29 protein-coding genes are annotated in these 25756 nt (G+C 69.6%); 8 read left to right on the forward strand and 21 right to left on the reverse strand.

Annotation, left to right across the window (positions count from 1 at the left end):
• Nucleotides 1-9: 9 nt before the first annotated feature.
• Genes hisA through NGK70_RS19910 form a run of 8 tightly spaced genes read right to left on the reverse strand, consistent with a single transcriptional unit; the run spans nt 10 to nt 6824 of the window.
• Nucleotides 10-753 (reverse strand): 1-(5-phosphoribosyl)-5-[(5-phosphoribosylamino)methylideneamino]imidazole-4-carboxamide isomerase, encoded by a 744-nt coding sequence (gene hisA / locus NGK70_RS19875; protein WP_251970209.1) that lies wholly within the window; start codon nt 751-753, stop codon nt 10-12.
• 42 nt (nt 754-795) lie between these two features.
• Nucleotides 796-1464 carry an imidazole glycerol phosphate synthase subunit HisH gene (hisH, locus tag NGK70_RS19880; RefSeq protein ID WP_251970210.1) on the reverse strand — a complete coding sequence of 223 codons (669 nt, stop codon included), beginning with the start codon at nt 1462-1464 and terminating at the stop codon, nt 796-798.
• A 1-nt stretch (nt 1465) separates the two neighbouring features.
• Nucleotides 1466-2071: an imidazoleglycerol-phosphate dehydratase HisB gene (gene hisB, locus NGK70_RS19885; RefSeq protein ID WP_251970211.1), complete on the reverse strand. Its 606-nt coding sequence runs from the start codon at nt 2069-2071 to the stop codon at nt 1466-1468.
• Nucleotides 2072-2080: 9 nt separating this feature from the next.
• Complete coding sequence (gene hisC, locus NGK70_RS19890; RefSeq protein ID WP_251970212.1) at nt 2081-3193, reverse strand: histidinol-phosphate transaminase; 1113 nt, start codon at nt 3191-3193, stop codon at nt 2081-2083.
• Complete coding sequence (gene hisD / locus NGK70_RS19895) at nt 3190-4515, reverse strand: histidinol dehydrogenase (protein WP_251970213.1); 1326 nt, start codon at nt 4513-4515, stop codon at nt 3190-3192. Before hisD ends, hisC begins: the two co-directional genes overlap by 4 nt.
• A gap of 23 nt (nt 4516-4538) precedes the next feature.
• Nucleotides 4539-5180 carry an ATP phosphoribosyltransferase gene (gene hisG / locus NGK70_RS19900; RefSeq protein ID WP_251973842.1) on the reverse strand — a complete coding sequence of 214 codons (642 nt, stop codon included), beginning with the start codon at nt 5178-5180 and terminating at the stop codon, nt 4539-4541.
• An 8-nt stretch (nt 5181-5188) separates the two neighbouring features.
• Nucleotides 5189-6478, reverse strand: coding sequence for a UDP-N-acetylglucosamine 1-carboxyvinyltransferase (gene murA, locus NGK70_RS19905; RefSeq protein WP_251970214.1), 1290 nt, complete (start codon nt 6476-6478; stop codon nt 5189-5191).
• Between the two features lie 58 nt (nt 6479-6536).
• Nucleotides 6537-6824, reverse strand: coding sequence for a BolA family protein (locus NGK70_RS19910; RefSeq protein WP_251970215.1), 288 nt, complete (start codon nt 6822-6824; stop codon nt 6537-6539).
• Between the two features lie 81 nt (nt 6825-6905).
• Here NGK70_RS19910 and NGK70_RS19915 point away from each other — a divergent pair, with 81 nt between their 5' ends.
• A complete protein-coding gene (locus NGK70_RS19915) occupies nt 6906-7190 on the forward strand; it encodes an AbrB/MazE/SpoVT family DNA-binding domain-containing protein (protein WP_251970216.1) in 285 nt (94 codons plus the stop codon).
• The gene (locus NGK70_RS19920; RefSeq protein ID WP_251970217.1) at nt 7177-7572 is read left to right on the forward strand and encodes a type II toxin-antitoxin system VapC family toxin; all 396 of its coding nucleotides are present in this window, start codon (nt 7177-7179) and stop codon (nt 7570-7572) included. Before NGK70_RS19915 ends, NGK70_RS19920 begins: the two co-directional genes overlap by 14 nt.
• A 25-nt stretch (nt 7573-7597) precedes the next feature.
• Here the strand turns inward: NGK70_RS19920 and NGK70_RS19925 are convergent, their stop codons facing one another.
• Both NGK70_RS19925 and NGK70_RS19930 read right to left on the reverse strand, forming a co-directional pair.
• The gene (locus NGK70_RS19925) at nt 7598-8356 is read right to left on the reverse strand and encodes an ABC transporter permease (RefSeq protein WP_251970218.1); all 759 of its coding nucleotides are present in this window, start codon (nt 8354-8356) and stop codon (nt 7598-7600) included.
• A complete protein-coding gene (locus tag NGK70_RS19930) occupies nt 8356-9309 on the reverse strand; it encodes an ABC transporter ATP-binding protein (protein ID WP_251970219.1) in 954 nt (317 codons plus the stop codon). The genes NGK70_RS19925 and NGK70_RS19930 overlap by 1 nt, the downstream gene beginning before the upstream one ends.
• Nucleotides 9310-9426: 117 nt before the next feature.
• Here NGK70_RS19930 and NGK70_RS19935 point away from each other — a divergent pair, with 117 nt between their 5' ends.
• A complete protein-coding gene (locus NGK70_RS19935; protein ID WP_251970220.1) occupies nt 9427-10164 on the forward strand; it encodes a TetR/AcrR family transcriptional regulator in 738 nt (245 codons plus the stop codon).
• Nucleotides 10165-10187: 23 nt separating this feature from the next.
• Here the strand turns inward: NGK70_RS19935 and recG are convergent, their stop codons facing one another.
• Genes recG through NGK70_RS19950 form a run of 3 tightly spaced genes read right to left on the reverse strand, consistent with a single transcriptional unit; the run spans nt 10188 to nt 13016 of the window.
• Entirely contained in the window at nt 10188-12353 is a 2166-nt protein-coding gene (gene recG, locus NGK70_RS19940; RefSeq protein WP_428985540.1) for an ATP-dependent DNA helicase RecG, read from the reverse strand.
• 14 nt (nt 12354-12367) lie between these two features.
• Complete coding sequence (locus tag NGK70_RS19945; protein ID WP_251973843.1) at nt 12368-12772, reverse strand: type II toxin-antitoxin system death-on-curing family toxin; 405 nt, start codon at nt 12770-12772, stop codon at nt 12368-12370.
• A 19-nt stretch (nt 12773-12791) separates the two neighbouring features.
• Nucleotides 12792-13016, reverse strand: coding sequence for an AbrB/MazE/SpoVT family DNA-binding domain-containing protein (locus tag NGK70_RS19950; RefSeq protein WP_251970222.1), 225 nt, complete (start codon nt 13014-13016; stop codon nt 12792-12794).
• A 96-nt stretch (nt 13017-13112) separates the two neighbouring features.
• Here NGK70_RS19950 and queA point away from each other — a divergent pair, with 96 nt between their 5' ends.
• Both queA and NGK70_RS19960 read left to right on the forward strand, forming a co-directional pair.
• Entirely contained in the window at nt 13113-14336 is a 1224-nt protein-coding gene (gene queA / locus NGK70_RS19955) for a tRNA preQ1(34) S-adenosylmethionine ribosyltransferase-isomerase QueA (protein WP_251970223.1), read from the forward strand.
• Nucleotides 14337-14412: 76 nt separating this feature from the next.
• Entirely contained in the window at nt 14413-14805 is a 393-nt protein-coding gene (locus tag NGK70_RS19960; RefSeq protein WP_251970224.1) for a c-type cytochrome, read from the forward strand.
• 62 nt (nt 14806-14867) lie between these two features.
• Here the strand turns inward: NGK70_RS19960 and NGK70_RS19965 are convergent, their stop codons facing one another.
• From NGK70_RS19965 to hemP, 6 genes are all read right to left on the reverse strand, one after another.
• Nucleotides 14868-15659 carry a LuxR C-terminal-related transcriptional regulator gene (locus tag NGK70_RS19965; protein WP_251970225.1) on the reverse strand — a complete coding sequence of 264 codons (792 nt, stop codon included), beginning with the start codon at nt 15657-15659 and terminating at the stop codon, nt 14868-14870.
• 182 nt (nt 15660-15841) lie between these two features.
• Nucleotides 15842-16261 (reverse strand): ExbD/TolR family protein, encoded by a 420-nt coding sequence (locus NGK70_RS19970; RefSeq protein ID WP_251970226.1) that lies wholly within the window; start codon nt 16259-16261, stop codon nt 15842-15844.
• A 24-nt stretch (nt 16262-16285) separates the two neighbouring features.
• Complete coding sequence (locus tag NGK70_RS19975) at nt 16286-17083, reverse strand: MotA/TolQ/ExbB proton channel family protein (protein ID WP_251970227.1); 798 nt, start codon at nt 17081-17083, stop codon at nt 16286-16288.
• Between the two features lie 39 nt (nt 17084-17122).
• Nucleotides 17123-17854, reverse strand: a complete 732-nt coding sequence (locus NGK70_RS19980; protein ID WP_251970228.1) for an energy transducer TonB — start codon at nt 17852-17854, stop codon at nt 17123-17125.
• 19 nt (nt 17855-17873) lie between these two features.
• On the reverse strand, nt 17874-20219 hold the full coding sequence (locus tag NGK70_RS19985) for a TonB-dependent receptor (RefSeq protein ID WP_251970229.1): 2346 nt from the start codon (nt 20217-20219) through the stop codon (nt 17874-17876).
• A gap of 205 nt (nt 20220-20424) precedes the next feature.
• On the reverse strand, nt 20425-20685 hold the full coding sequence (gene hemP / locus NGK70_RS19990; protein ID WP_251970230.1) for a hemin uptake protein HemP: 261 nt from the start codon (nt 20683-20685) through the stop codon (nt 20425-20427).
• 276 nt (nt 20686-20961) lie between these two features.
• Here hemP and ahpC point away from each other — a divergent pair, with 276 nt between their 5' ends.
• Nucleotides 20962-21537, forward strand: coding sequence for an alkyl hydroperoxide reductase subunit C (gene ahpC / locus NGK70_RS19995; protein ID WP_251970231.1), 576 nt, complete (start codon nt 20962-20964; stop codon nt 21535-21537).
• A 230-nt stretch (nt 21538-21767) separates the two neighbouring features.
• Nucleotides 21768-23333: an alkyl hydroperoxide reductase subunit F gene (gene ahpF / locus NGK70_RS20000; protein WP_251970232.1), complete on the forward strand. Its 1566-nt coding sequence runs from the start codon at nt 21768-21770 to the stop codon at nt 23331-23333.
• 94 nt (nt 23334-23427) lie between these two features.
• On the opposite strand, the gene NGK70_RS20005 is transcribed toward ahpF, so the two are convergent.
• Both NGK70_RS20005 and bfr read right to left on the reverse strand, forming a co-directional pair.
• Nucleotides 23428-23664 (reverse strand): (2Fe-2S)-binding protein, encoded by a 237-nt coding sequence (locus tag NGK70_RS20005; protein WP_251970233.1) that lies wholly within the window; start codon nt 23662-23664, stop codon nt 23428-23430.
• A gap of 146 nt (nt 23665-23810) precedes the next feature.
• Complete coding sequence (gene bfr / locus NGK70_RS20010; RefSeq protein ID WP_251970234.1) at nt 23811-24287, reverse strand: bacterioferritin; 477 nt, start codon at nt 24285-24287, stop codon at nt 23811-23813.
• A gap of 226 nt (nt 24288-24513) precedes the next feature.
• Between bfr and NGK70_RS20015 the strand changes: the two genes are divergently transcribed.
• Nucleotides 24514-25749 carry a tetratricopeptide repeat protein gene (locus NGK70_RS20015; RefSeq protein ID WP_251970235.1) on the forward strand — a complete coding sequence of 412 codons (1236 nt, stop codon included), beginning with the start codon at nt 24514-24516 and terminating at the stop codon, nt 25747-25749.
• Nucleotides 25750-25756: the final 7 nt, after the last annotated feature.

Consider the following 25756-nt stretch of genomic DNA (forward strand, 5'->3'; position numbering starts at 1 on the left):
GCCCTGGGTTCAGGCGCCGTTGAGTTCGTCCGCACGGCGCTGGCCGGCGGCGAAGTCGAGGTCGCCGGTGTAGATGGCGCGGCCGCAGATCACGCCCTGCACGCCTTCGCTCTCCACCGCACACAGCGCCTCGATGTCGGCCAGGTTGCTCAGGCCGCCAGAGGCGATCACGGGGATGGTGAGCGCCTGAGCGAGACGCACAGTGGCGTCGATGTTGATGCCCGAGAGCATGCCGTCGCGGCCGATGTCGGTGTAGATCACGCCCTCGACGCCGTAGTCCTCGAACTTCTTGGCCAGGTCCACCACCTCGTGGCCGGTGAGCTTGCTCCAGCCATCCGTGGCGACCTTGCCGTCCTTGGCATCGAGGCCGACGATGATGTGGCCGCCAAACGCCGTGCAGGCATCGCGCAGGAAGCCGGGGTTCTTGACCGCTGCGGTGCCGATGATGACGTAGCTCAGGCCATCGTCGAGGTAGCGCTCGATGGTGTCCAGGTCACGGATACCGCCGCCCAGCTGCACTGGGATCTCGCTGCCCACCTCGGCGATGATGGCCTTGATGGCGCCCTCGTTGACGGGCTTGCCGGCAAAGGCCCCGTTAAGATCCACCAGATGCAGGCGCCGTGCCCCGGCGTCGAGCCAGCGGCGTGCCATCGCTGCCGGGTCCTCGCCAAAGGTGGTGGAGTCATTCATGTCGCCTTGCTTGAGGCGCACGCACTTGCCGTCTTTCAGGTCGATGGCGGGGATCAGCAACATGGCTGGTGTCGAGGCAGGGTTGAAGGAAGGGAGAGTGGGAACTCAGGGGTTCCAGCTCAGGAAATTGCGGTACAGCGCCAAGCCGTGGTCCGCGCTCTTCTCGGGGTGGAACTGGGTGGCAAAAATGTTATCCCGCGCCACGGCGCTGGTAAAGGCGGCGCCATAGTCGGTTTCACCGGCAGCGTGGGCCGCCGATTCGGGTGCAGCGTAGTAGCTGTGCACGAAGTAAAACCAGGCACCGTCGGGCACGCCGGCCCAGATCGGGTGGACGCCGCCACCGTGCCGCACGTGGGCCTGCTGGCGCACGCGGTTCCAGCCCATCTGCGGCACCTTGTAGCGGCTGCCATCGGGCTGGACCTGGCCTTCCAGGCGGAAGCGCCGCACCTGCCCGGCGATCAGGCCGAGGCCGGGCGTGTCCTGCTCCTCGCTGTGGTCCAGCAGCATCTGCATGCCCACGCACACGCCCATCAGCGGCTTGCTGGCGGCCGCTTCGAGCACCGCCTCCTTCATGCCGGAGGCGGCCAGCTCGGCCATGCAGTCGCGCATCGCGCCCTGGCCGGGCAGCACCACGCGCTCAGCGGCGCGCACTTCCTCGGGGCGGTGGGTGATCACCACCTCCAGGCCGCTGCCCTGGGCGACGTGCAACACCGCCTGCGACACCGAGCGCAGGTTGCCCATGCCGTAGTCAACAACCGCGACTGTGCGAGCCATGTCAGAGACTCCCTTTGGTCGAAGGAATCACGCCGGCGCTGCGCGGATCGGGCGTGAGCGCCATGCGCAGCGCACGGCCGAAGGCCTTGAAGATCGTCTCGCACTGGTGGTGCGCGTTGACGCCCTTGAGGTTGTCGACGTGCAGGCTGACCAGCGCATGGTTGACGAAGCCCTGGAAGAACTCGAACACCAGCTGGGTGTCGAGCGCACCGATCATGCCGGCGGTGAACTTCACGTCCATCGCCAGGCCGGGCCGGCCGGAGAAGTCCACCACCACGCGCGAGAGGGCCTCGTCCAGCGGCACGTAGCTGTGGCCGTAGCGGGTGATGCCCTTCTTGTCGCCCACGGCGCGGGCCATCGCCTGGCCCAGGGTGATGCCGATGTCTTCCACGGTGTGGTGGCCGTCGATGTGCAGGTCACCCTGGCACTCGACCTCCAGGTCGATCAGGCCGTGGCGGGCCACCTGGTCGAGCATGTGGTCGAGGAAGCCGATGCCGCTGGCGAGTTGGGCGCGGCCCGTACCGTCCAGGTCCACGCGCACGCGGATCTTGGTTTCGTTGGTGTCGCGCCGGACCTCGGCGCAGCGGGAAGGCGTGGTGTCGGTCATGGCTATGGTTCAGGCCGCGGCTGCCGCCAGGGCCTCGATCATGCAGGCATTTTCCTCGGGCGTGCCGACCGTCAGGCGCAGGCAGTTGGCCAGCAGCGGGTGCAGCGCCGAGACGTTCTTGATCAGCACGCCGCGCTGTTTCATGCCGGCGAAGGTGCTCGCGGCATCGGCGACGCGGATCAGGATCATGTTGGCCTCGCTGCGCCACGCGCGCTGCACGCCGGGCAACGCCGCCAGCGTGACGAGCAGGCGCTCGCGCTCGGCGCGCAGCAGCGCGGCCTGGCGGGCGTACTCGTCGGCGTGCTCCAGCGCGAAGAGCGCCGCCTCGGCGTTCAGCACACTGACGTTGTAGGGCGGACGCACCTTGTCCAGTTCGGCAATCAGCGCCGCCGGCCCGACGAGGTAGCCCAGGCGGATGCCGGCCAGGCCGAACTTGCTGAGCGTGCGCATCACCAGCACGTGGTCGCGCTGACCCGCCTGCCCCGCCTGAGCCAACCGGCTGCGTGACGCAAAAGGCTGGTAGGCCTCGTCGAACACGACCAGCCCGCCCTGCTCGCCCACCGCATCGACCAGCTGGTCGATTACCGCGTCGTCGAAGAGGTTGGCGGTCGGGTTGTTCGGGTAGGCGAGGTAGGTGAGGGCCGGGCGGTGCATGCGGATGGCGGCCAGCATCGCGGCACCGTCGAGCTCGAAGTCCGCCGTCAGCGGCACGCCGACGAAGCCCAGGCCCTGCAGCTTCGCCGACATCTCGTACATCACGAAGCCCGGCAGCGGCGCCAGGATCTTCGCGCCCGGAAGATCGCAGGCCATGGCCAGCAGGGAGATCAGCTCGTCCGAGCCGTTGCCCAGCATCAGCGCGCAGCCCGCCGGCAGGTGAATGTGCTGCGCCAGCGCGGCCTTCAGGTCGTCGATGCGCGCACCGGGGTAGCGATGGATCGCCACCGCGCCGAGGCGCTGGCCCAGCTCGGCCTGCAGCTCGCTCGGCAGGGCGAAGGGGTTCTCCATCGCGTCGAGCTTGATCAGCCCGGCGCTGGGCTGCACCGCGTAGGCGTGCATGCCCTGGATGTCGGCACGCAGCGTGGCGCGCAGGCGCTCGGGCAGCGCCCCCGTCGGCGTGTTCATGGCCGCCGGTCCTGGAGGCGGAACTCGGCCGCCTGGGCGTGCGCCTGCAGGCCCTCGCCGTAGGCCAGCTCGGCGGCAATGACGCCCAGCTGCTGGGCCCCTGCTTCGCTCACCTCGATCAGGCTGCTGCGCTTCTGGAAGTCGTACACGCCCAGCGGCGAGGAGAAGCGCGCGGTGCCCGAGGTGGGCAGCACGTGGTTCGGGCCGGCGCAGTAGTCGCCCAGGCTCTCGCTGGTGAAGGCGCCCAGGAAGATCGCCCCGGCGTGGCGCAGCAGCGGCTCCCAGCGGTGGGCGTCGCGCGAGCTGACTTCCAGGTGCTCCGGCGCGATGCGGTTGCTGATCGCGCAGGCCTCGTCCATGTCCTTCGTGAGGATCAGCGCGCCGCGGCCTTCCAGCGAGGCGCGGATCACGTCGCGGCGCGGCATGCCGTCGATCAGGCGGTCGATCTGTGCCTGCACCTGGGCGATGTAGCCGGCGTCCGGGCAGAGCAGGATGCTCTGGGCCAGCTCGTCGTGCTCGGCCTGGCTGAACAGGTCCATCGCCACCCAGTCCGGCGGCGTCGTGCCATCGGCCAGCACCAGGATTTCCGACGGGCCGGCGATCATGTCGATGCCCACCTGGCCGAAGACGCGCCGCTTGGCGCTGGCCACGTAGGCGTTGCCCGGACCGGTGATCTTGTCCACCCGCGGCACGGTGGCGGTGCCGCAGGCCAGCGCGCCCACGGCCTGCGCGCCACCGATGGTGAAGGCGCGGCTCACGCCGGCCACATAGGCGGCGGCCAGCACCAGGGCGTTCTTCTCGCCTTTGGGCGTCGGAACGACCATGATGATCTCGCCCACGCCGGCCACATGCGCCGGGATGGCGTTCATCAGCACCGAGGACGGGTAGGCCGCCTTGCCACCGGGCACGTAGATGCCCACGCGGTCCAGCGGCGTCACCTTCTGGCCCAGCAGCGTGCCGTCCTCGTCGCGGTAGCTCCAGCTCAGGCCACAGGCCTGCAGCTGGCGCTCGTGGTAGGCGCGCACCCGCTTGGCCGCCGCCTCCAGCGCGCTGCGCTGCGCCGGGGTGATGGCGTCGAAGGCCGCCTTCAGTTCGTCGCGGGTCAACTCCAGCGCGGCCATCGAATCGGCCGCCACACCGTCGAAGCGCTGGGTGTACTCCAGCACCGCGGCGTCGCCCCGGGCCTGGACGTCGGCCAGGATCGCCGCGACCCGCTCCTCGATCGCATGGTCCGTCTCGGCCGACCAGTGCAGCACGCGCTGGAACTCGGCTTCGAAATCGGCAGCGGAGGTATCGAGGTGGCGGACGGCGACGGCGGTCATGGTGTCGGTGCGGGGGATGGGAATCAGTCTTTGGCCACCGCAGCGCCGATCGCGTCGATCAGCGGGCGCAGGCGGTCGCGCTTGAGCTTCAGCGCCGCCTGGTTCACCACCAGGCGCGAGGAGATGTCCATGAAGGGCTCGACCTCGCGCAGCCGGTTGGCCAGCAGCGTCTTGCCGGTGGACACCAGGTCGACGATGGCATCGGCCAGGCCGGTCAGCGGCGCCAGCTCCATCGAGCCGTAGAGCTTGATCAGGTCGACGTGCACACCCTTGTCGGCAAAGTGCTGGCGCGCGATCTGGGTGTACTTGGTGGCCACGCGGATGCGCGAGCCCTGCTTCACCGCCGCGGCGTAGTCGAAGTCCTCGCGCGCGGCCACGCTCATGCGGCAGCGGGCAATCTTCAGGTCCAGTGGCTGGTACAGGCCTTCACCGCCGTGCTCCAGCAGCACGTCCTTGCCCGCCACGCCCAGGTCGGCACCGCCGTGCTGCACGTAGGTGGGCACGTCGGTGGCGCGCACCAGCACCACCTGGATGCCGGGCTGGTTGGTGGCCAGGATGAGCTTGCGCGTCTTCTCCGGGTCGTCGGTCACCTCGATGCCGGCGGCGGCCAGCAGCGGCAGGGTTTCCTCGAAGATGCGGCCCTTCGACAGGGCCATCGTGATCATGTCGGCGCTCACTTGATCCTCTCGATGTCCGCACCCAGGGCCCGGAGCTTGACTTCCATGCGGTCGTAGCCGCGGTCGAGGTGGTAGATGCGGTCCACGCGCGTTTCGCCTTCGGCCACCAGGCCGGCGATCACCAGGCTCGCGGAGGCGCGCAAGTCGGTGGCCATCACGGTGGCGCCGGACAGCTTGGGGATGCCCTCGACGATGGCGGTGTGGCCGTCCACGGCGATGTGCGCGCCCAGGCGCACCAGCTCGTTGACGTGCATGTAGCGGTTCTCGAAGATCGTCTCGGTCACACGCGAGACGCCCTCGGCGATGCAATTCACCGCCATGAACTGCGCCTGCATGTCGGTCGGGAAGGCCGGGTACTCGCTGGTGCGGAAACTCACCGCCTTCGGGCGACCCTCGGCGCGCACGCGGATCCAGTCGGCGCCGCACTCCAGCTGGACGCCGGCTTCGCGCAGCTTGTCCAGCACGGTGTCGAGGTGGTCGGCGCGGGTGCGGCGCAGCGTCACGTCACCGCCGGCGGCGGCCACGGCGCAGAGGAAGGTACCGCACTCGATGCGGTCCGGGATGATCGGGTGCGCCACGGCCGGCGCATGCAGCGCCTCGACACCCTGGATGCGCAGCCGGCTGGTGCCCAGGCCGTCGATGCGCGCGCCCATCGCGTTGAGCAGCACCGCCAGGTCGGTGACCTCGGGTTCCTGCGCAGCGTTCTCCAGGACCGTCTCGCCCTCGGCCAAGGTGGCGGCCATCAGCAGGTTCTCGGTGCCGGTGACGGTGACCATGTCGGTCGTGATCTTGGCTCCGCGCAAGCGCTCCGGGCGCGCGCCCTTCCCCGATGGGGCCTTGGCCACGATGTAGCCGTGCTGCACCACAATGTCCGCACCCATGGCCTGCAGGCCCTTGATGTGCTGGTCCACCGGGCGCGAGCCGATGGCGCAGCCGCCGGGCAGCGACACGCGCGCCTCACCAAAGCGCGCCAGCAGCGGGCCCAGCACCAGGATCGACGCACGCATCGTCTTCACCAGGTCGTACGGCGCCTCGCGGGTGACTAGGCGGCCGGCGTCGATGGTGACCTCGTCATCGCGCTCCGCACGGCGCTCGGCCGTGGCACCCAGGTGGCGCAGCACCTTCAGCGTGGTCGAGACGTCCTGCAGCTTCGGCACGTTGGCGAAGGTGACCGGCTCGGCGCAGAGCAGTGCCGCGCACAGTTCGGGCAGCGCGGCGTTCTTGGCCCCGGAGATGGCGATCTCGCCGGAAAGGCGCTGACCGCCGCGGATGAGGAGTTTGTCCATGGAATGCGTTCAGGGCACCGGCACGGCGTGCGGGCGCCAGACCGGTCGAGCCCAGTCCTCAGTGGTGGGGGTTGATGCCGGCCGCAGCCGCGCCGTGCTGCACCGGCTGCGCCTGCCATTCGGCGGGCGTGAGCGTCTTCATCGACAGCGCGTGGATCTCGGCGCGCATGCGCTCGCCCAGCACGGCGTAGACCTGCTGGTGGCGCTTGATGCGGCTCTGGCCCTCGAAGGCCGGCGTGACGATGGTGGCAAAGAAATGCCGGCCGTCGCCCTCGACCTCGAGGTGATCGCAGGAAAGGCCCGCGGCAATCAGCGCACGGACTTGGTCGGGAGTGGGATCGGCCATGATGGCGTGAATTGTACCGGGATCGGATTTCCACCCAGGTCGGCGGCATAATCTTACCGTCGTCTTACCCAAGGGCATCCCATGACCCCCCTGTCGGTCCCACCGGCCACCACCCGCATGTCCAGCAAGGGCCAGATCATCATTCCGAAGCCGCTGCGGACGATGCACCACTGGACGGCCGGGACCGAGCTGGAGGTGATCGACGTGGGCGATGGCCTGTTGCTGCGCCCACGCGTCACCTTCCCCGCCACGCGCCTGGAGGACGTGGCGGGCTGCCTGCCACACAGCGGCCCGGCACTGACCGACGAGGACATCGCGGCCGCCCTGGCCGCTGGCATCCAGGAGCAGTGGCGTGATCGCGATTGACACCAACGTCGTTGTGCGCCTGCTCGTGGCCGACGACCCGGCCCAGCATGCCGCCAGCGCCCGCCTGCTGAAAGAGCACGACGTGTTCGTACCGGACACCGTGGTGCTGGAAACCGAGTGGGTGCTGCGCTTCGCCTATCGCTTCGAGCCGGCCCAGGTGGTGCGCGGCCTGCGCGGGCTGTTCGGTCTGCCGAACATGCATCTGGCGCAGGCCGCCCCGGTGGCTCAGGCCCTGCGCTGGCATGAAGAGCAGCAGTTGGACTTCGCCGACGCACTCCATCTGGCCCAAAGTCAACACCTGTCCGTGCTGAAGACTTTCGATCGCAAGTTCATCCAGCGCGCGGCGGCATTGGGAACCTGCCAAGTCGAAGCACCTCGGTAAGCGCCCCGCCCATCGCAGATGGGATTCAAGACCGCAGCTTGTACCCCGACGCCAGCAGTCGCAGCGTGATCGCGCTCACCACGATCAGGCTCGAACCCACCACCGCCAGGCTGATCCAGGGCGAGACATCGCTGACGCCGAAGAAGCCGTGGCGGAAGCCGTCGATCATGTAGAAGAAGGGGTTCAGGTGGCTGGCCTTCTGCCAGAACGCCGGCAGCGAGTGGATCGAGTAGAACACCCCGGCCAGGAAGGTCATGGGCATGACGATGAAGTTCTGGAACGCGGCCATCTGGTCGAACTTCTCGGCCCACAGGCCGGCGATCAACCCCAGCGAGCCCATCAGCGCCGCGCCCAGCACCGCAAACACCAGCGCCCACAGCGGCTGCGCCATGCCGGGCGGCGCGAACCACACCGTCACCGCCAGCACGCCGGTGCCCACCACCAGGCCCCGCGTGACCGAAGCGCCCACATAGGCCACGAACCAGGCCCAGTGCGACAGCGGCGCCACCAGCAGGAACACCAGGTTGCCGGTGATCTTGCTCTGGATGAGGCTGGAGGAGCTGTTGGCAAAGCTGTTCTGCAGCACGCTCATCATCACCAGCCCGGGGATCAGGAAGCTGGTGTAGCCGACCTGGTCGTAGACCTTGACGTGGTCCTCCAGCACGTGGCCGAAGATCAGCAGGTAGAGCACCGCGGTGAGCACGGGCGCACCCACGGTCTGGAAGCTCACCTTCCAGAAGCGCAGCACTTCCTTGTAGTACAGGGTACGGGCACCGGCGAGCATCACGCCACCTCCACGGCCGCCGCCGACTCAGTGGACACCACCGACGTCGAGCGCCCCTGCATGATGTCCAGGAAGACATCCTCCAGGTCGGCGCGGCCGATCTCCAGGTCCTCCACCCGCACGCCAGCGGCACGCAGTCGTGCCAGCACGGATTCCACCTCCGCGGCATCGTGCGCCTTGATCTGCGCGATGCGCCCGGTCACCCGGGCCTGGGCGGCCAGCTCGGCCGGCAGCGCGTCGTCGGTCTTGAAGCGCAGCATCGTGCTGGCCGTCCCCGCCAGCAGCGCCGAGGTGCGCTCCAGTGCCACCACCCGACCCTGCTTGAGCATGGCGATGCGCCCGCACAGCGCCTCAGCCTCTTCCAGGTAATGGGTGGTCAGCAGCACGGTGTGCCCTTCCTTGTTCAGCCGGGCGATGAAGGACCACAGCGTCTGGCGCAGCTCCACGTCCACGCCGGCGGTGGGCTCGTCCAGCACGATCACCGGCGGGCGGTGCACCAGCGCCTGCGCCACCAGCACCCGGCGCTTCATGCCGCCGGAGAGCTGGCGCATGTTGGCGCCGGCCTTGTCGGCCAGGCCCAGGCCGGCGAGCAGCTCGTCGATCCAGGCGTCGTTGCCCTTGACGCCGAAGTAGCCACTTTGAATGCGCAGCGACTCGCGCACCGAGAAGAACGGGTCGAACACCAGCTCCTGCGGCACGATGCCCAGCGACTTGCGCGCCGCGGCGTAGTCGGCCACCACGTCGTGGCCCATCACGGTGACGCGGCCCTCCGTGGCGCGCGCCAGGCCGGCGAGGATGCTGATCAGCGTCGTCTTGCCGGCTCCATTGGGGCCCAGCAGGCCGAAGAACTCGCCTGGCTGGATGTCGAAGCTCACGTCGGTGAGCGCCTGGAAGGTACCGCGCGCGCCGCGGTAGGTCTTGCTGACGTGCTGGAAGTGGATGGCCGGGTTCATCGGGGCCGGATTGTAGGGAGCCGGCCGGCAGCAGCGCGCCAACGGGGCATCCTCGTTGTCCCATGACCGCTGAAAACCCGCAGCACGGCGGTGACATGGCGATGCTAGATTCCCCCGATGAGTCACGCCGCTGCCGCCGCCAACGACCGGACCGCCAGCCCCGCCGCCGGTCCCTCCACGCGCAAGCCGCCGCGCCGCACTGCCGAGCGCATCCTCGACCACACGCTGGAGCTGTTCAACCGCTACGGCGAGCCCAACGTGTCGACCACGCTGATCTCGGCCGAGCTGAGCATCAGCCCCGGCAACCTCTACTACCACTACCCGGCCAAGGAAGCGCTGGTCAACGCGCTGGTCGAGCGCTACGAGCGGGCCCTGCAGGAAGCGCTGACGGCCGCCGGCCCGGCCGACGATGCCGAAGGCGCCTGGCTCCTGGTGCCGCGGCTGTTCCGCCTGTGCTGGGACTACCGCTTCCTGTTCCGCGACCTCAACGACCTGCTCACGCGCAACCGCCAGCTCGAAACCCGCTGCCAGGTCGCGCTCACCCAGCAGACCGCCGCGGTGCGCCAGCGCGTGGTGCGCCTGTGCGCAGTGGACGGCACGGCGCTGAACGACGAAGAAGCCGACGCGCTGGCCACCTCCATCGTGGTGCTGCTGAACTACTGGCTGAGCTTCGAGTACGTGCGCGACCCGCGCCGCGCCCTGGAGCCCGAGAACGCCGAAGCCGCGATGCGCCGCGGCGCCCGCCAGGTCCAGGCCCTGATCTGGCCCTACCTGAGCGCCGAGCTGCGCCAGCGGATGCGGCCGACGCTGAGCGAGGACGCGCTCAAGCGGGGCAATGTGGCGGTGCGGGGCTGATCGACCCGCCAGGCTCGGGACCCTCAGGCCTTCAGATACTCCATCTTCCCCCCCAGCCAGCGCGTCACATGCGCGCGGGCCGCAGCGGGGTGACGGTCCAGCAGCTCCGGCGCGGCGGCGCGGGCGCGCTGCAGCAGCGGGGCGTCCTCGGCCAGGTCGGCGAAGCGCAGCAGGGCGTCGCCGCTCTGGCGTGAGCCCATGAACTCGCCGGGGCCGCGGATCTCCAGGTCGCGGCGGGCGATCTCGAAGCCGTCGGTCGTCTCCACCATCGCCTTCAGCCGCGCCTTGCCGGTCTGCGAGAGCGGGCCGGTGTAGAGCAGCACGCACACACTCGCCACCGCGCCGCGGCCCACCCGGCCGCGCAGCTGGTGCAGCTGGGAAAGGCCGAAGCGCTCGGCGTGCTCGATCACCATCAGGCTGGCGTTGGGCACGTCCACGCCCACCTCGATCACCGTGGTGGCCACCAGCACCGCCATGTCGCCGCTGGAGAACAGCGACATCACGGCGGCCTTCTCCGCCGACGGCATGCGGCCGTGGATCAGCCCGACCATGCGCCCGGGCAGCGCCGCGCTGAGGTGCTGGTGGGTCTCGGTGGCGTTCTGCAGGTCGAGGTTCTCGCTCTCCTCCACCAGCGGGCAGACCCAGTAGACCTGCCGGGCGTGCTCCTCCACCTCGTCGCGGATGCGGGCGATGACGTCCTCGCGGCGGTTGTCGGCGAAGACCTTGGTGACCACCGGGCTGCGCCCCGGCGGCAACTCATCGAGCGTGGAAACGTCCAGGTCGGCGAAGTAGGTCATCGCCAGCGTGCGCGGGATCGGCGTGGCGCTCATCATCAATAGGTGCGGCTCCAGCGAGCCCGGGCGACCATCGTCTCCTTCGGCGCCCGCCAGCTTGCGGCGCAGCTCCAGCCGCTGCGCGACGCCGAAGCGGTGCTGCTCATCGACGATGGCCAGGCCCAGTTTGGCGAAGCGCACGTCGTCCTGGATCACCGCGTGGGTCCCCACCACCAGCGCGGCCTCGCCGCTGGCCACGCGCTCGACCATCTGGCGGCGCTCCTTCCCCTTGCGGCTGCCGGTCAACCAGGCGATGCCCTGCCCGCGCTCGGCCAGCAGCGGGTCCAGCCACTGCACCAGCTTGCGGAAGTGCTGCTCGGCCAGGATCTCGGTGGGCGCCATCAGCGCGCACTGCCAGCCGGCCTCGATGGCCACCGCAGCCGCCAGCGCGGCCACCACCGTCTTGCCAGAGCCGACGTCGCCCTGCAGCAGGCGGTGCATCGGCTGCTCGCGGCCCAGGTCGGCGGCGATCTCCTCGGCCACGCGGCGCTGTGCGCGGGTGAGCTGGAAGGGCAGCACAGCGAGCAGCCGCTCATGCAGGCCACCGACCGACGCGTGCAGCGCCGGCGCACGCAGCTTGCGGCGCTCGCGCTGCGCCTGCAGCTGGGCGATCTGCTGGGCCAGCAGCTCCTCGAACTTCAGCCGCTGCCAGGCCGGGTGGCTGTGGTCCTCCAGCGCCGCCAGGCTGGCCGAGGGCGGCGGGTGGTGCAGGAAGCCCAGCGCCTCGCGCAGGCTGGGCAGGCCGGGCGGCAGCACGCGCGCCGGCAGCAGCTCGTCCAGCGGCGCGCGCACCAGGCCCGAAGCCACCGCCTTGCGCAGGTAGGCCTGCGGCAGCTGGGCGCTGGTCGGGTAGACCGGCGTCAGCGCCGCGGCCAGCGGTGTGGCGGCGTCCACCGCCTTGAAGGTGGGGTGCACCATCTCCGGGCCGAAGAAGCCGCCGCGCAGCTCGCCGCGCACCCGCACCCGCGCGCCCGCGGCCAGGGTCTTCTGGTGCGAGGGGTAGAAGTTGACGAAGCGCAGCACCAGCTCGGCGCGGCGCCGCCCGGGTGCAGCGTTCCCGCCCGGCTCCAGCGATTCGGCGAGGTGGACGATGAACTGCCGGCGCGGGCGCAGCTCCACCTTGGCTTCGCGCACGACGCCTTCGACCTGCACCGTGTCGCCAGGGCGGGCCTCCGCAATCGGGGTGAGCTTCGTCTCATCCTCATAGCGCAGCGGCAGGTGCAGCGCGAGGTCGATGTCGCGCACGAGGCCGAGTTTTTCCATCGCCCGCTGCGGGACGGATTTCGCGGGCGGCGGGGCGGGCGCCTTGGCGGCAGTCGCCGCGTCGACCAGAACGTCAGAACCCGGTGAAGCCATGGGCGACGACAGGCTCAGCGCACGCGCGGCGCGATGTGACCGCGCAGCCAGGCAGCGAAGGCGCTCTCTTCGAGGTCGCCGGCGGCCAGTGTCATCACGGCCACGGTGGCATCGGCCTGGCTGGCGGTGAGACGCCAGCCGTTCAGCGCCAGGCACAGGCCGATCGCCAGGAAGGCCGCCCGCTTGTTGCCGTCGACAAAGGGATGGTTCTTCGCCAGCCCGTAGGCATAGGCCGCCGCCAGGTCAGCCAGATCCGGATCGCCGTACACCGCGACGTTCTGTGGCCGCGCCAGGGCCGAGTCCAGCAGCCCCTCATCGCGCAAACCGGATGCACCACCATGCAACGCCAGGCTCTCGTCGTGCAGCAGCATCAGCATGCGCTTGTCGACCCAGCGCCAGGTCTGGTTCACCGTTTCCATCATGGCGACCTCCGCCGCGTCACTTGGCCAGGGCGCGGAAGGTGTCGCGGTACTCGCGCATGAACTCGCGGCCCAGCTCCAGCTGCTCCTCGAAGGCCGGGTCGAAGGCGGTCAGCGCGACCCCGTCCGGGGTGTCGGTGACGTAGATCGAGTCGCCCTTCTCCAGCTTCAGCCGCGCCAGCACCTCCTTGGGCAGGATGACGCCGACCGAGTTGCCGATCTGGGTGAGCTTGAGGGTGTGCATGGTGGACTCCATGAGTTGACGGGGAATGCCCCGGAGGACGTTATAACATTCGTTATATTCTGCTCCCTCCCTCCCCTGCCCTGCAAGCCGTCTGCCGTGTCCGAACCGCTTTCTTCCCTCGCCGCCGCCCCGCGCACCTGGACCGTGGCCGACTTCGATTTCGAGCTGCCGCCCGAGCTGATCGCCCAGGCGCCGGCCGCCGAGCGCAGCGCCTCGCGGCTGCTCGATGCCGGCCCGGCCGGCAGCGACGCCCCGCCGGTGGACCGCGTCTTCCGCGAGCTGCCCGACTTGCTCGAACCCGGTGATCTGCTGGTGTTCAACGACACCCAGGTGATCCGCGCGCGTCTGTACGGCGCCAAGGACAGCGGCGGCGCGGTGGAGGCGCTGGTCGAGCGCGTGCTGCGGGCGGCCGACCCTGCGGGCACCCAGGAAGTCTGGGCGCACCTGCGCGCCAGCAAGTCGCCGCGCGCTGGGCAGGCGGTGCACTTCCGCAACGACGCGGGTGAATCCTTCCGCGCCGAGGTGCTGGGCCGCTGCGGACCGGAGAATGGGCTGTTCCACCTGCGCTTTCCGAGCGACGCTTTCGTGCTGCTGGAACGCTTCGGCCACGTGCCGCTGCCGCCCTACATCACCCACGCCGACACCGCCGAGGACGCACGCCGCTACCAGACCGTGTTCGCCCGCCACCCTGGCGCCGTGGCCGCGCCGACCGCTGCGCTGCACTTCGACGAGGCGCTGCTCTCCGCGCTCGACGACCGCGGCGTGCAGCGCGCCGCGGTGACGCTGCACGTGGGGGCCGGCACCTTCCAGCCGGTGCGCGCCGAGCGGCTGGAAGACCACCAGATGCACAGCGAGTGGTTCGAGGTGCCCCCCGCCACCGTCGCTGCCATCGAGGCCACCCGGGCAGCGGGCGGTCGCATCGTCGCGGTGGGCACCACCAGCCTGCGCGCACTGGAGTCGGCCGGCCGCGCCGCTGCGCAGGCCGGGCTGGACGCCTCCTCCACCCCGCTGCTGGCAGGTGCGCGCGAGACCGACATCTTCATCACCCCCGGCTTCCCCTTCCGGGTGGTGGACCGGCTGGTCACCAACTTCCACCTGCCGAAAAGCACGCTGATGATGCTGGTGAGCGCCTTTGCCGGCTACGAGCGCATCCGCACGCTGTACGACCATGCGATTGCGCAGCACTACCGCTTCTTCAGCTACGGGGATGCCATGCTGCTGACGCGTGCGCCCCACAGCGGACTGTTCCAGCCCGAAGCAGCAGCGGGCCGAGGTGGCACAGGGGTTGCTCCAGCACGGCAAAACCCCCCATGGCCTTGACTTTGCTCAACGTCTACGGATGGCGCCGGCCTAACTTCGGGCCATCCAACCTTTCTGACGACTGCGGAGTAGCACGATGAAAACGACTGTGAAGATGACCGCCCTGGCCGGGATCGCCCTGCTGGCCCCGGCCCTGGCCCTGGCGGCCGGCAAGCCGAACGACGACGCGATGCTCAAGCTGGCCACCACCAGCGGCTGCATGACCTGCCACCACATCGAACCGGGTGGCAAGGGCCCCGAGGGCCTGCCGCCGATCGGCCCGGCCTGGAAGGACGTGGCCGCCAAGTACAAGGGCGACAAGACCGCCCTGTCCAAGCTCACCCAGACTGTGCTGAAGGGATCGAACCCCTACGAAAGCCACTGGAAGGGCAAGGCCTCCGGCCTGGCGATGCCGCCCAACGCAGTGGCGATCAAGGAGGCCGACGCCAAGCAGCTGGTTGGCTGGATCCTGCAGCTCGAAAGCAAGTGAGTCACCGTCGCGTGGTGCCAGCCTGACGCCTGTGCCGCGCGCCGCGCGCGCTCACGGCGCGCTCAGGACGGCTGCGATGCCGGCGACAGTGATGAGGCCACGGTCGCCGAACGCGACCATGCCGGTGGGGGCTCCGCTTGGCTCAGCCCGCGCGTTGCCGCCCAGAGTGCGGCCTCGGTCCGGCTGGCCAAGCCCAGCTTGTGGAACAGGCCCAGCACATGGGTCTTGACGGTCGACTCCGCCAGGCCCAGCGACTGGCTGATCGCCTTGTTGGTCAGGCCGACCGAGAGCAGGCGCAGCACATCCAGCTGCCGCCCCGACAGTCCCAGCCGGCCCCATTCGGCGTCGCTGGACGGCGGTTCGGCCTCGGCTGCCAGGTCACCCGCGGATCGCGGCACGCTGATGGCCTGCCCCCCCACACCATCGAAGCCGGGGATCACCCCAGCCGTCGGCAGCCCGCTGCGCCGGGGCGCGGTCCCCAGCAGTTCCTGGAGCAAACAGACGATGGCCTCCGGCTTGGCCGTCTTGGCGATCAGGCCGTCGACCCCCTCGGCGAGGAGGGCTGGCAGCTGGTCCGCCGTGCCGCGGTCGATCAACGCCACCACCGCGGCACCCGGCCAGCGCGCCCGGCAGCGCCGCAGCAGGGCGCCAATGACCTCGGGTGCCTGCGGCGTCAGGCCGTGGGCCTCGGGATCGACCAGGACGAGGTTCGCAGCACCGGCCTGCAGCAGCGCGCCATCGACGTCGGGCGCCTCACGCCATTCAACGTCGGCAAAGTGCTCGCGCAGCAGCAGGCCAAGCCCCACGCGCCACAGCGTGTGGGGATCGATCAGCAGCGCGGTCTGGGGACGCAAGGCGGGCTCGGCAGGCAACTCATGAACATCCCACTATAGGGACAAGCGCCTTCCAAGCCCTTGTGGTATCAAGGCCATATCCCCGAGAACACCCCCGAGCCGGGGAGGTCCGCCGCCCGCAGTCGGCAGAAACGACCGTCGCGTGCGGACCCCAGGGCCTTCAGCGGGCGTTCAGCGAGTCTTCAGCGGGCCTCGGGCTGGCTGACGAAGCCGACCTTGCTGAGCCCGGCGCGGGAGGCGTCGGCCAGGGTCTCGGCCACGTGCCGGTAGGTGGCGTCCTGGTCGGCACGCAGGTGCACCTCGGGCTGCACCGGCTGGTGCCCGGCCGCCTGGAAGCGCTGTGCGGCCTCCTCGCGGCCGACCCGCTCGCCGTTCCAGTAGCGCAGGCCCTGGGCGTCGATGACGAAGTCGATCTTCACCGGCACCGGCGGGTGCTCCCGCGAGGTCGCGCGCGGCAGCTCCAGCTTGACGGCGTGCGTGAGCAGCGGCGCGGTGACGATGAAGATCACCAGCAGCACCAGCATCACGTCGATGAGCGGCACCATGTTGATCTCGGCGAGCGGGGCGCCGGTGGTCTTGCGGTCGAAACTGGCGAAGGCCATGGGGACTCTCCTGGGCTCGCGTGATCAGGCCGCGGCCGGGCGCAGCGGCTGCAACGCGGGGGCGACCGGCGTTGCCGTGCGGCCGTTCTCCGCCAACGGGCTGCCCATCGACAGGAAGGTCAGCAGCTCGAAGGCGAAGGCGTCCAGCCTGGCGCCCAGCACCCGGTTGCTGCGGGTGATGGCGTTGTAGGCCACCACGGCGGGGATCGCGACGGCCAGGCCGATGCCGGTCATGATCAGCGCCTCGCCCACCGGGCCGGCCACCTTGTCCAGCGTGCCCGCGCCGCTCATGCCGATGGCCACCAGCGCGTGGTAGACGCCCCAGACGGTGCCGAACAGGCCGACGAAGGGCGCGGTGGCGCCGATGGTGGCCAGCGTCGTCAGGCCGTTTTCCAGCCGCGTGGTCTCCTCGTCGAGCACCTTCTTGATGGTGCGGGTGACGAAGTCCTGCGCGCTGCCGGCCTCCTCCAGCTTGGCCGCGCCGTACTTGGCGTGGTGCTGGCGGGCGTGGATGGCGTGCGCCGCCAGGTGGCCGAAGGGGTCGCGCACACCGTGTGCACCGATCTCGGCGGCCACCTCGTCGAGCGAGCGCGCATTCCAGAAGAAACCCAGGAACTGCTCGCTGCGCTGGCGGCGCAGCAGCTGCGTGAGGCCCTTGATCAGGATGAGCGCCCAGGACAGCACCGACATCACGATCAGGATGGCCAGCAGCGACTTGCCGACCACGTCGGACTGGGCGATGAAGTGCCCGAAGCCCATCGCGGGAACGGCCTCGATGAGGGTGGCGGCCGAAGCGGCCAGGTCAGGTGCAGCAGGGGTCATGATGAATGTCCAGAGAAGAAGCAACGGGGGTCGGCCGCATCAGTCTTCAAGTTCGAAAGCCAGCGGCATGACGATCCAGAACTCGCAGGGCACGCCGTTTTCGGTGCGCGGTTTCACTCGGGCGGTCGCCGCCTTGCCCAGCGCCTCCTGGTCCAGGCGGGCGAAGCCGGAGGATTTCTGCAGCTGGACCTGGCGCGGCACGCCGCGGGTGTCGATCAGCGCGCGCACCAGCACCACGCCCTGCTCGCGCAGGCGCTTGGAGGCCAGCGGGTAGTCCAGCTGCGGCACGCGGATCCAGTCGGTGTCGGTCAGCACCACCTGGCGGGGCGCGGCCGGCGCCGGGGCGGGCGGCACGGCGGGCGCCGGGGGCGCCGGCGGCGCAGGCGGAGCCGTGGGCGCGGGCAAGACCGGCGGCTCGGGCGGTGGTGGGGGCGCCATGAAGGTCGGCGCCGGCACCGGCAGGGGCGGCGCCGCCGCGGCGATCACCGGCGCGGGCGGCGGTGGGGTCTTCGGCGCCACCTTCGGTGGCGGCGGGGGCGGTGGCTTCGGGGCCTCGGGGGTCGGCGCGATGAGGTCCACCATCATGGGCGCGAACTGGCCCGCCGCCTGGCGCACGGCGGGGACCTGCAGCAACGCCCAGCCACCCAGCAGGTGGGCCCCCAGCATCCCCGCGACCAGGGCGCGCTTGGCGCCCGGCCCCAGGGGATCTGCGCTGTGCGGCGGGACCGTCGACAGGCCGGGCAGCGGCGTGGGCGTCACGATGGTGGACATCAACCCCTCCCCTCGGTGTTCAGAACTTGTAGGTCCCCGTCAGCAGCACCATGCGACCCTTGCCGGGCACGTAGTGGCCGCGGTAGAGGTAGTCGGCATGGTGCTTGTCGGCCACGTTGGTGACATTGAGCTTGAAGGCCAGGTCGGCCGTCAGCTGGTACTCGCTCATCAGGTCCACCGTGGCGAAGGCGGGCGCCTTCAGGGTCGAGCCGGCCGCCAGGCCCACCGGCGCATCGGCGGCGCGCACGTTCACGCCGCCGCCCACGCGCAGCTTCGGGTCGACTCGGTAGGTGGTCCAGATCGTGCCGGAGACCTTTGGCGTCAGACCCGGGCGCGAGCCCACCGCTTCGGTGCCGGTGGCCCCGGAGGACGAATCCACCTCGGCCACCGGGATCCAGGCCAGCGAGCCGTAGACCTCCCAGGCCGGGTTGATGCGCCCAGTCAGGTCCAGTTCGACGCCGGCCGCGTGGCGCTCGCCGGAGAGCACGTAGTTGCAGCCGCTGACGGTGTCGGCATCCCGGTTGCGCTCGTTGTACTTGGTGGAGTGGAACAGCGCCACGCGCATGGTGGCCTGGCCGTCTGCCGCATCCAGCTTGGCGCCCAGCTCGATGTTGCGGCTGGACTCGGGCGCCGTCCGGGACGTGCCCGGGTCGTACTGGTAGGCATCTCCCGAGGTGTTGAACGAGGTCGCGTAGGACAGGTGGTAGGAGCTGTACGGCGTGGGCTGGAACAGCAGGCCGGCGCGCTTGCTCCACAGCGAATCGTCGCGCTTGAAGCGCGTGTTGGCCGGCACGTAGCAGGGGTTGGCCACCACCTGGCCGTTGACGGTCTGAGTCGGGTTGCCCGACGCGACGGTGGCCAGGTAGTCGCCCTGGAACTTGTCCCAGCGCAGCCCGGCCAGCACCTTCCACATCGGCGCCACCTGCACCAGGTCCTGGGCGTACACGCCCACGCCCTTGGCGGTGAACTCGCGGCTCCTGGTGATGACGCGGGTGCTCTCGTCCACCCCGGCGCCGTCGCTGGGCGTACCCACCGTGGTGGCTGCCTTGGTGAGCGCGACCGCGCCGTAGTTGTTGAAGCGCTCGTGCGCCGCATCCACCCCGGACTGCACCGCATGCTTCATGCCCAGCGCGTCGAACTTGCCGCTGTAGTCGCTCTGGACATACTTGGTGCGCATGTCCTGGATCTTCACGTTGTTGCCGCGGGTGAGCACGGCGGCGTCGCTGAAGGTCGCGTTCGTCGGCGGCTGGTTGCCCGCCAGGTCCGGATTGGTGTCGGCAAAGCGGATCGCGCTGGCACGCAGGTCGCGCTCGTACTCGGAGACGCGCGCCTGGGTGCGCAGCTCGCCGCCGTCGCGGAAGCGGTGCACGTGCAGCAGGGACAGGTAGTCCACCCCGCCGTGGTTGCGGTCACTCGCGGCGCCGTAGTAGTTCTTCGGGTCGGTGGTCCAGAGGTGGTTGGCGGTGGCGCTGCCCGACTCCAGCCAAGGCAGGCCGTAGTTGATGCCGTTGCGGTTCTTCAGGTGGTACAGGCCGACCTGGAACTCATTGGCCGTGCCGATGCCCCAGGCGTAGGTGGCGGCCAGGCCCTCCTTGTCGATGGTGTTGCCGGCGCCGTCGTTGTCGGCCAGGTTCGACATGGCGGCCACGCGCAGCGCGGCATCCTCGCCGGTCACCACGTTGAAGTCCGCCACCCCGCGCAGGTAGCTGTGCGAGCCCATCGTCACGTCAACCTGATTGCGATTGACCAGCTGCGGCTGCTTGCTGACCTGGTTGGCCGCGCCGCCCGTGGAACCGCGGCCGAACAGCATCGACGCCGAGCCGCGCAGCAGTTCCAGGCGGTCCCAGTTGAAGCTGTCGCGCTCGTAGAAGGCCGGATCGCGCATGCCGTCGATGAAGACGTCACCACTGGACTGGAGCGAGAAGCCGCGCAGGCGGATGTCCTCCTCGCCCCCCTCGGCGGCCTGGAAGGCCACGCCGCCGGTGTTCTTCAGCGTGTCCTTCATCGTGTCCAGGTGCCGGTCGAGGATCAGCTTCTCGGTCACCACGGTGACGGACTGCGGCACGTCGCGCAGCTCCTGCCGGCCCTTGCCGATGCGGGTGGTTTCGGCCTTGAGCGTGTCCTTGCCCGCCGCCTCGCCACGGCCCTTGACCGTGATCTTGCGCAGCGTGGTGTCGCCAGGGGATACCACCGAAGCAGGGTCCGATGCCGGTTCAGGCGACGAAGCCGCCACCGTCGGCGTCGGGGCCGGTGCGGCGAACGCGGCAGTCTGAGCCGACACCGAGCCGGTCAGACCGATGCCGGCCACCAGCGCAGCCAGGGTCGTGGGACGCGGGAACGCGCAGCGAAGTTGGAGTCGAGCCATGTTGGAGCCATCTGGAAACTGTCAGGAACCCAACCCCGGCATCGGGCGCCCGGGGCTCTGGATCATTGCGGGGCAGGAGCAGAACCTGCACTTGACCTGGCTGATGGCTCGGCCGCGTTAGCTAATGATAACCATTCTTATTACGATTTATGGCAATTGAAGTGGATCCGTGGCAACGCCACAACGTCAGCTCGATTGACCGGTTTCACTTGGTGAGGATCAGTTTGCCCAGCGCGGTCTGACGCAGGCGGTAGACCATGCCCTCGTGCTCAATCTCGACCTCCTTCGCCATACCAAGCAACTCACGGCTGGACCAGCGGCGCGCGCCCGACGCTGGCAGTGGCAGCGGGGAGGCAAGCGAGGAAGCAGGCAGAGACAGGGACGCAGGGCGTTGGCCAGCAGCATCGCGCTGCAACTCGGCAGGTCGATCGCCCGACACCAGCCCGGCTTGTAGGTGAGCAGTCATGTCAACCATTGTAATGCGATTGATTCGTATTTCGTTAATTGGCACTGGGCCGGTGACACCACCGCCCCCCCTCCCCGCGCATCGCGCCCCATGTGACCTACCCCCTGGGGTCAAGAGCCCCGTTGCGAGGATCAGCCGACGTATTGATCGAACGACTTTGATAGCAAACGGCTATTGATGAAGATCGCAATGCCAATTGGCGCGGTGGTCAGCGACCCCCTAAGATTCATCCATCGCAACGCTCAACCGAGCAATTTTTCCACCCTAGGAGCACTGATGAGCCTGATCAACACCCAAGTCCAGCCGTTCAAGACCACCGCCTTCGTCAACCGTGCCGGCAAGGGCGAGTTCATCGAAGTCACCGACGAGAGCCTGAAGGGCAAGTGGTCCGTGCTGATCTTCATGCCGGCCGCCTTCACCTTCAATTGCCCGACCGAGATCGAAGACGCCGCCGACAACTACGCCGCCTTCCAGGCCGCCGGTACCGAGGTCTACATCGTCACCACCGACACGCATTTCTCGCACAAGGTGTGGCACGAAACCTCCCCGGCCGTCGGCAAGGCCAAGTTCCCGCTGGTGGGCGACCCGACGCACGCCCTGACCAACGCCTTCGGCGTGCACATCCCGGAAGAAGGCCTGGCCCTGCGCGGCACGTTCGTGATCAATCCGGATGGCGTGATCAAGACGATGGAAGTGCACAGCAACGAAATCGCCCGCGACGTGTCGGAGACCCTGCGCAAGCTGAAGGCCGCCCAGTACACCGCCGCCCACCCTGGCCAGGTCTGCCCGGCCAAGTGGAAGGAAGGCGCCAAAACCCTGGCTCCGTCGCTGGACCTGGTCGGCAAGATCTGAACTTGACCCCCCCCCTACGCGCTTCGCGCGCCCCCTCAAGGGGGCACCGCCAGCGGCCCGGCAAAGCCGGTTCCGCGGCGGTTGCTGGGCGGGGCCACGCCGTTCTGCCCTGGCCTGACATCGTGATCAGGCCCCGCTGAAAGCGTCCCGCGGCCCGCCGCCGGGGGCTTTCAATGGGGTCGGAACGACCACGCCCGATTGAAAGCATCTCCGCTGCAAAGGACCGCACCATGTTGGACGACAGCACCAAGGGCCAATTGGCCGCTTACTTTGAACGCATCACCCAGCCCGTCGAGCTGATCGCCAGCCTCGACGACTCGCCCGGCGGCGCCGACATCCGCGAGCTGATCACCGAAATTGCCGCGATCGCCCCGGCCAAGATCGCCGTCCGCTTCGACGGCCAGTTCGAGCGCCGACCCAGCTTCCAGATCACCCGCGTCGGTCACGACATGGGTGTGCACTTCGCCGCCCTGCCGATGGGCCACGAGTTCACCTCGCTGCTGCTGGCGCTGCTGTGGGCCGGCGGCCACCCGCCCAAGGTGGAGCCGGAGGTCATCGAGCAGATCAAGGCACTGGAAGGCAACTTCGCCTTCGACACCTGGATGAGCCTGACCTGCCACAACTGCCCGGACGTGGTCCAGGCGCTGAACCTGATGGCGGTGCTCAACCCCCGCGTGCGCCACGTCGCCATCGACGGCGGGCTGTTCCAGGACGAGGTCGAACGCCGCCAGATCATGGCCGTGCCCAAGACCGAACTGAACGGCGCCGACTTCGCCAGCGGCCGCATCGAGCTGGGCGAGATCCTGGCCAAGATCGACACCGGTGCCGCCCAGCGCGAAGCCGCCAAGCTCAGCCAGAAGGCCCCCTACGAGGTGCTGATCATCGGTGGCGGCCCGGCCGGCGCCGCCGCGGCGGTCTACGCCGCACGCAAGGGCATCCGCACCGGCATCGTGGCCGAGCGCTTTGGCGGCCAGACCATGGACACGCTGGCCATCGAGAACTTCATCTCCGTGCTCGAGACCGAAGGGCCCAAGTTCTCCGCCGCGCTGGAAGCCCACGTGCGCCACTACGGCGTGGACATCACCACGCTGCAGCGTGTGGCCAAGCTGGAGCCCGCGGCCCAGGCCGGCGGCTACGCCACGGTGACGCTGGACAACGGCGCGCGGCTCTTGGGCCGCAGCGTCATCCTGGCCACCGGTGCGCGCTGGCGCAACATGAACGTGCCCGGCGAGGCCGAGTACCGCACCAAGGGCGTGGCCTACTGCCCGCACTGCGACGGCCCGCTGTTCAAGGGCCGTGACGTGGCGGTGATCGGCGGCGGCAACTCCGGCATCGAGGCGGCCATCGACCTGGCCGGCGTCGTCAGGAGCGTCACGGTGCTGGAATTCATGGACCAGCTCAAGGCCGACCAGGTGCTGGTGGACAAGCTCAAGAGCCTGCCCAACGTGACCGTGCACCTGAACGCGCAGACCACCGAGGTGGTCGGCGACGGCCAGAAGATGACCGGCCTGAAGTGGAAGGACCGCGTGACCGGCGAGGAGCAGCACGCCGCCCTGGCGGGGGTGTTCGTGCAGATCGGCCTGGTGCCCAACACCGAGTTCCTCAAGGGCACGCTGGAGCTGAGCCGCTTCGGCGAGATCATCGTCGACGCCAAGTGCCACACCAGCGCCCACGGCATCTTCGGCGCCGGCGACGCGACCACCGTGCCCTACAAGCAGATCATCATCGCCACCGGCGAGGGTGCGAAGGCGGCGCTGAGCGCCTTCGACTACCTGATCCGAAACCCGGCGGTCTGAACCCAGCGGCGCTGCAGCCGGCTCCCCAACCGGTCGCAGTGCTGGCGGGGCTTGTCGACAGCGGTTGGGGCCCGCTGCTGGCCCCGGCCCTGGGTCAGGCCACGCAGGCCATCAGCAACGCCGACGCGGGCCGGGCGGCGCCATCGCAGGGGCAGGTGCCCCCACAAGCGCCTGCGGCGGTCTCGAAGGCCGCCCGGGCATGCGACAGGCATTGCCCGCAGCGCGTGCCCACATGCAGCACCCGCTGCAGATCCTCGAACGAATCGCAGCCGCTGCGCACCTCGCGGGCGATGTCGCGGTCGGAGACTCGGTGGCAGACGCAGACGATCATGGTTCCATCACTCGGTTGGGGGCGGGACCAAGCCGCACAATGGGATCGACTTTAATAAGAATTATTCTCATCAACAAGTCGAACACCGATGTCCCTCCCCGGGATGGGGAAAGGCGTCCGCATCTGCCGGCACCGGAACTGGCCGGTCAGCTCGCCTCGCCCATCTGCGACTGCAGCCAGTTGGCCTCGCCGACCTTGTCCACCAGGCCGATCTGGGTCTCCAACCAGTCGATGTGCTCCTCGGTGTCATCGAGGATGTGCTGCAGCACGCCGCGCGAGACGAAGTCGCGCACGCTTTCGCAATAAGCGATGCCTTCCTTGAGGTCGGCCTGCGCGCCCTGCTCGATCTTCAGGTTGCAGTGCAGCATCTCGACGGCGGTCTCGCCGATGAGCAGCTTGCCCAGGTCCTGCAGGTTGGGCAGGCCGTCGAGCATCAGGATGCGGTCCATCAGCAGGTCGGCATGCTTCATCTCTTCGATGGACTCGTCGTGCTCGTGCTTGGCCAGACGGTTGAAACCCCAGTTCTTCAGCATGCGGTAGTGCAGGAAGTACTGGTTGATGGCGGTGAGCTCGTTCTTGAGCTGCCGGTTCAGGTGCTCGATGACTTTGGGGTCGCCTTGCATGGACGCGCTCCTGGCTGGAAGTTGCGGGGCAGCACTGCCGAGATCCTGCGCGGGGCAGGTGTACTCGACATCGCATTGTGGTCCAGCTTGGCCAGGCCTGCAGGCGCGCCGCGGCATCGCCACCAGCATCGACATCGGCTGCTGATCTTGTCAACGGCGCGGCGGCGCCCTACGCTGGCGGCTGCGGACAGCCCGGGGGGCGCGGGCTGCCACCTGGAGGTGGGTCATGCGCGGCATCCTGGGAATTTGCGGCAGTCCAACCACAGCAGCGGCGGCAGCAGCAAGCTGCCCGAGCGACGGCTCGAGCCGCCTGTTGCGGCTGCTGGCCAGCACGGCGCTGGCCCTGGCCTGCGGCGGCTGGGCCGGCTGCGCCCAGGCACCGCCCCCCAGGCCCGAGTCCCTGTTCCACGACGCCTGGTTCGAGGCCCGCGCGCCGGTGCCGGACACGGCCGCGCTGCTGGCGCTGAGCGAGCCGATGCGCCACTTCCTGCGTAGCGAGAGCGGCCTGCAGCCCCGTGCCGCCCAGCGCGAGCGCGCACTGCTCGAAGCCCTGCAGCGCGACGGCAAGCTGCGCCTGGAGTACGACGGCAGCCGCACCCGCACGGCTGCGCAGGCCTTCGAGGCCCGCGCCGGCAACTGCCTGTCGCTGGTGCTGATGACGGCGGCGCTGGCGCGGGAAATGAACCTGCAGGTGACCTTCCAGCTCGTCGAGGCCGATCTCCAATGGAGCCGCCGCGGCGCGCTGCTGCTGGGCAGTCAGCACGTAAACCTGCGGCTGGGCGCGGCGGCCTCCGCCGACCGGCGCCTGCTGGTGCAGCACGAGCTGATCGTCGACTTCCTGCCACCCGAGGACCTGCAGCGCCGGCGGGTCCAGCCCATCGACGAGGCACGGGTGCTGGCGATGTACCTCAACAACCGCGCCGCCGAGCACCTGGCCGACGGCCGGCTGGACGACGCCTATGCCCACGCCCGCGCCGCCCTGCGCGCCGACCCCGGCCACATCCCGGCCTACCGCACGCTGGGCGTTACCTACGGGCGGCGCGGTGCCCGGGCCGAGGCGGTGGCCACCCTGGAGGCGGCCCGGCGGCTGGCGCCTGCGGATCTCGCCACCCTGTCCAACCTGGTCGTCGCGCTGCGCCGCCAGGGCGACCTCGCCCGGGCCGACGCCATGGCCGCGGAACTGGCCCGCCTGGAGCCCGATCCGCCCCTGGCCGCCTACGAGCGCGGCCTGGCCGCCCTGGGCGAAGGCAACGCCGCTGCCGCCGTGAACCACTTTGAACGGGAGCTGCAGCGCAACCCCGACCAGCCCGAGGTACACCATGCGCTGGCCATCGCGCTGTTCCGGCTGGGAGAGCGCGAGGCCTCACGCCGCCACTTGGCCGAAGCCGAGCAGCTCGGCACCAGCCCCGAGGCGCGCCGGCGCTACGCCGCCAAGCTGGAGTGGCTGCGCCAACTGCCCTGACCAGGCC

Source organism: Sphaerotilus microaerophilus, from assembly GCF_023734135.1.
Taxonomy (GTDB): Bacteria; Pseudomonadota; Gammaproteobacteria; order Burkholderiales; family Burkholderiaceae_C; genus Sphaerotilus; species Sphaerotilus microaerophilus.

Coding starts and splice junctions, on each gene's coding strand:
- hisA (WP_251970209.1), bottom strand. CDS start 753: ATGTTGCTGATCCCCGCCATCGACCTGAAAGACGGCAAGTGCGTGCGC.
- hisH (WP_251970210.1), bottom strand. CDS start 1,464: ATGGCTCGCACAGTCGCGGTTGTTGACTACGGCATGGGCAACCTGCGC.
- hisB (WP_251970211.1), bottom strand. CDS start 2,071: ATGACCGACACCACGCCTTCCCGCTGCGCCGAGGTCCGGCGCGACACC.
- hisC (WP_251970212.1), bottom strand. CDS start 3,193: ATGAACACGCCGACGGGGGCGCTGCCCGAGCGCCTGCGCGCCACGCTG.
- hisD (WP_251970213.1), bottom strand. CDS start 4,515: ATGACCGCCGTCGCCGTCCGCCACCTCGATACCTCCGCTGCCGATTTC.
- hisG (WP_251973842.1), bottom strand. CDS start 5,180: ATGATCACGATGGCCCTGTCGAAGGGCCGCATCTTCGAGGAAACCCTG.
- murA (WP_251970214.1), bottom strand. CDS start 6,478: ATGGACAAACTCCTCATCCGCGGCGGTCAGCGCCTTTCCGGCGAGATC.
- NGK70_RS19910 (WP_251970215.1), bottom strand. CDS start 6,824: ATGGCCGATCCCACTCCCGACCAAGTCCGTGCGCTGATTGCCGCGGGC.
- NGK70_RS19915 (WP_251970216.1), top strand. CDS start 6,906: ATGACCCCCCTGTCGGTCCCACCGGCCACCACCCGCATGTCCAGCAAG.
- NGK70_RS19925 (WP_251970218.1), bottom strand. CDS start 8,356: ATGCTCGCCGGTGCCCGTACCCTGTACTACAAGGAAGTGCTGCGCTTC.
- NGK70_RS19930 (WP_251970219.1), bottom strand. CDS start 9,309: ATGAACCCGGCCATCCACTTCCAGCACGTCAGCAAGACCTACCGCGGC.
- NGK70_RS19935 (WP_251970220.1), top strand. CDS start 9,427: ATGAGTCACGCCGCTGCCGCCGCCAACGACCGGACCGCCAGCCCCGCC.
- recG (WP_428985540.1), bottom strand. CDS start 12,353: ATGGCTTCACCGGGTTCTGACGTTCTGGTCGACGCGGCGACTGCCGCC.
- NGK70_RS19945 (WP_251973843.1), bottom strand. CDS start 12,772: ATGGAAACGGTGAACCAGACCTGGCGCTGGGTCGACAAGCGCATGCTG.
- NGK70_RS19950 (WP_251970222.1), bottom strand. CDS start 13,016: ATGCACACCCTCAAGCTCACCCAGATCGGCAACTCGGTCGGCGTCATC.
- NGK70_RS19960 (WP_251970224.1), top strand. CDS start 14,413: ATGAAAACGACTGTGAAGATGACCGCCCTGGCCGGGATCGCCCTGCTG.
- NGK70_RS19970 (WP_251970226.1), bottom strand. CDS start 16,261: ATGGCCTTCGCCAGTTTCGACCGCAAGACCACCGGCGCCCCGCTCGCC.
- NGK70_RS19975 (WP_251970227.1), bottom strand. CDS start 17,083: ATGACCCCTGCTGCACCTGACCTGGCCGCTTCGGCCGCCACCCTCATC.
- NGK70_RS19980 (WP_251970228.1), bottom strand. CDS start 17,854: ATGTCCACCATCGTGACGCCCACGCCGCTGCCCGGCCTGTCGACGGTC.
- NGK70_RS19985 (WP_251970229.1), bottom strand. CDS start 20,219: ATGGCTCGACTCCAACTTCGCTGCGCGTTCCCGCGTCCCACGACCCTG.
- hemP (WP_251970230.1), bottom strand. CDS start 20,685: ATGACTGCTCACCTACAAGCCGGGCTGGTGTCGGGCGATCGACCTGCC.
- ahpC (WP_251970231.1), top strand. CDS start 20,962: ATGAGCCTGATCAACACCCAAGTCCAGCCGTTCAAGACCACCGCCTTC.
- ahpF (WP_251970232.1), top strand. CDS start 21,768: ATGTTGGACGACAGCACCAAGGGCCAATTGGCCGCTTACTTTGAACGC.
- NGK70_RS20005 (WP_251970233.1), bottom strand. CDS start 23,664: ATGATCGTCTGCGTCTGCCACCGAGTCTCCGACCGCGACATCGCCCGC.
- bfr (WP_251970234.1), bottom strand. CDS start 24,287: ATGCAAGGCGACCCCAAAGTCATCGAGCACCTGAACCGGCAGCTCAAG.
- NGK70_RS20015 (WP_251970235.1), top strand. CDS start 24,514: ATGCGCGGCATCCTGGGAATTTGCGGCAGTCCAACCACAGCAGCGGCG.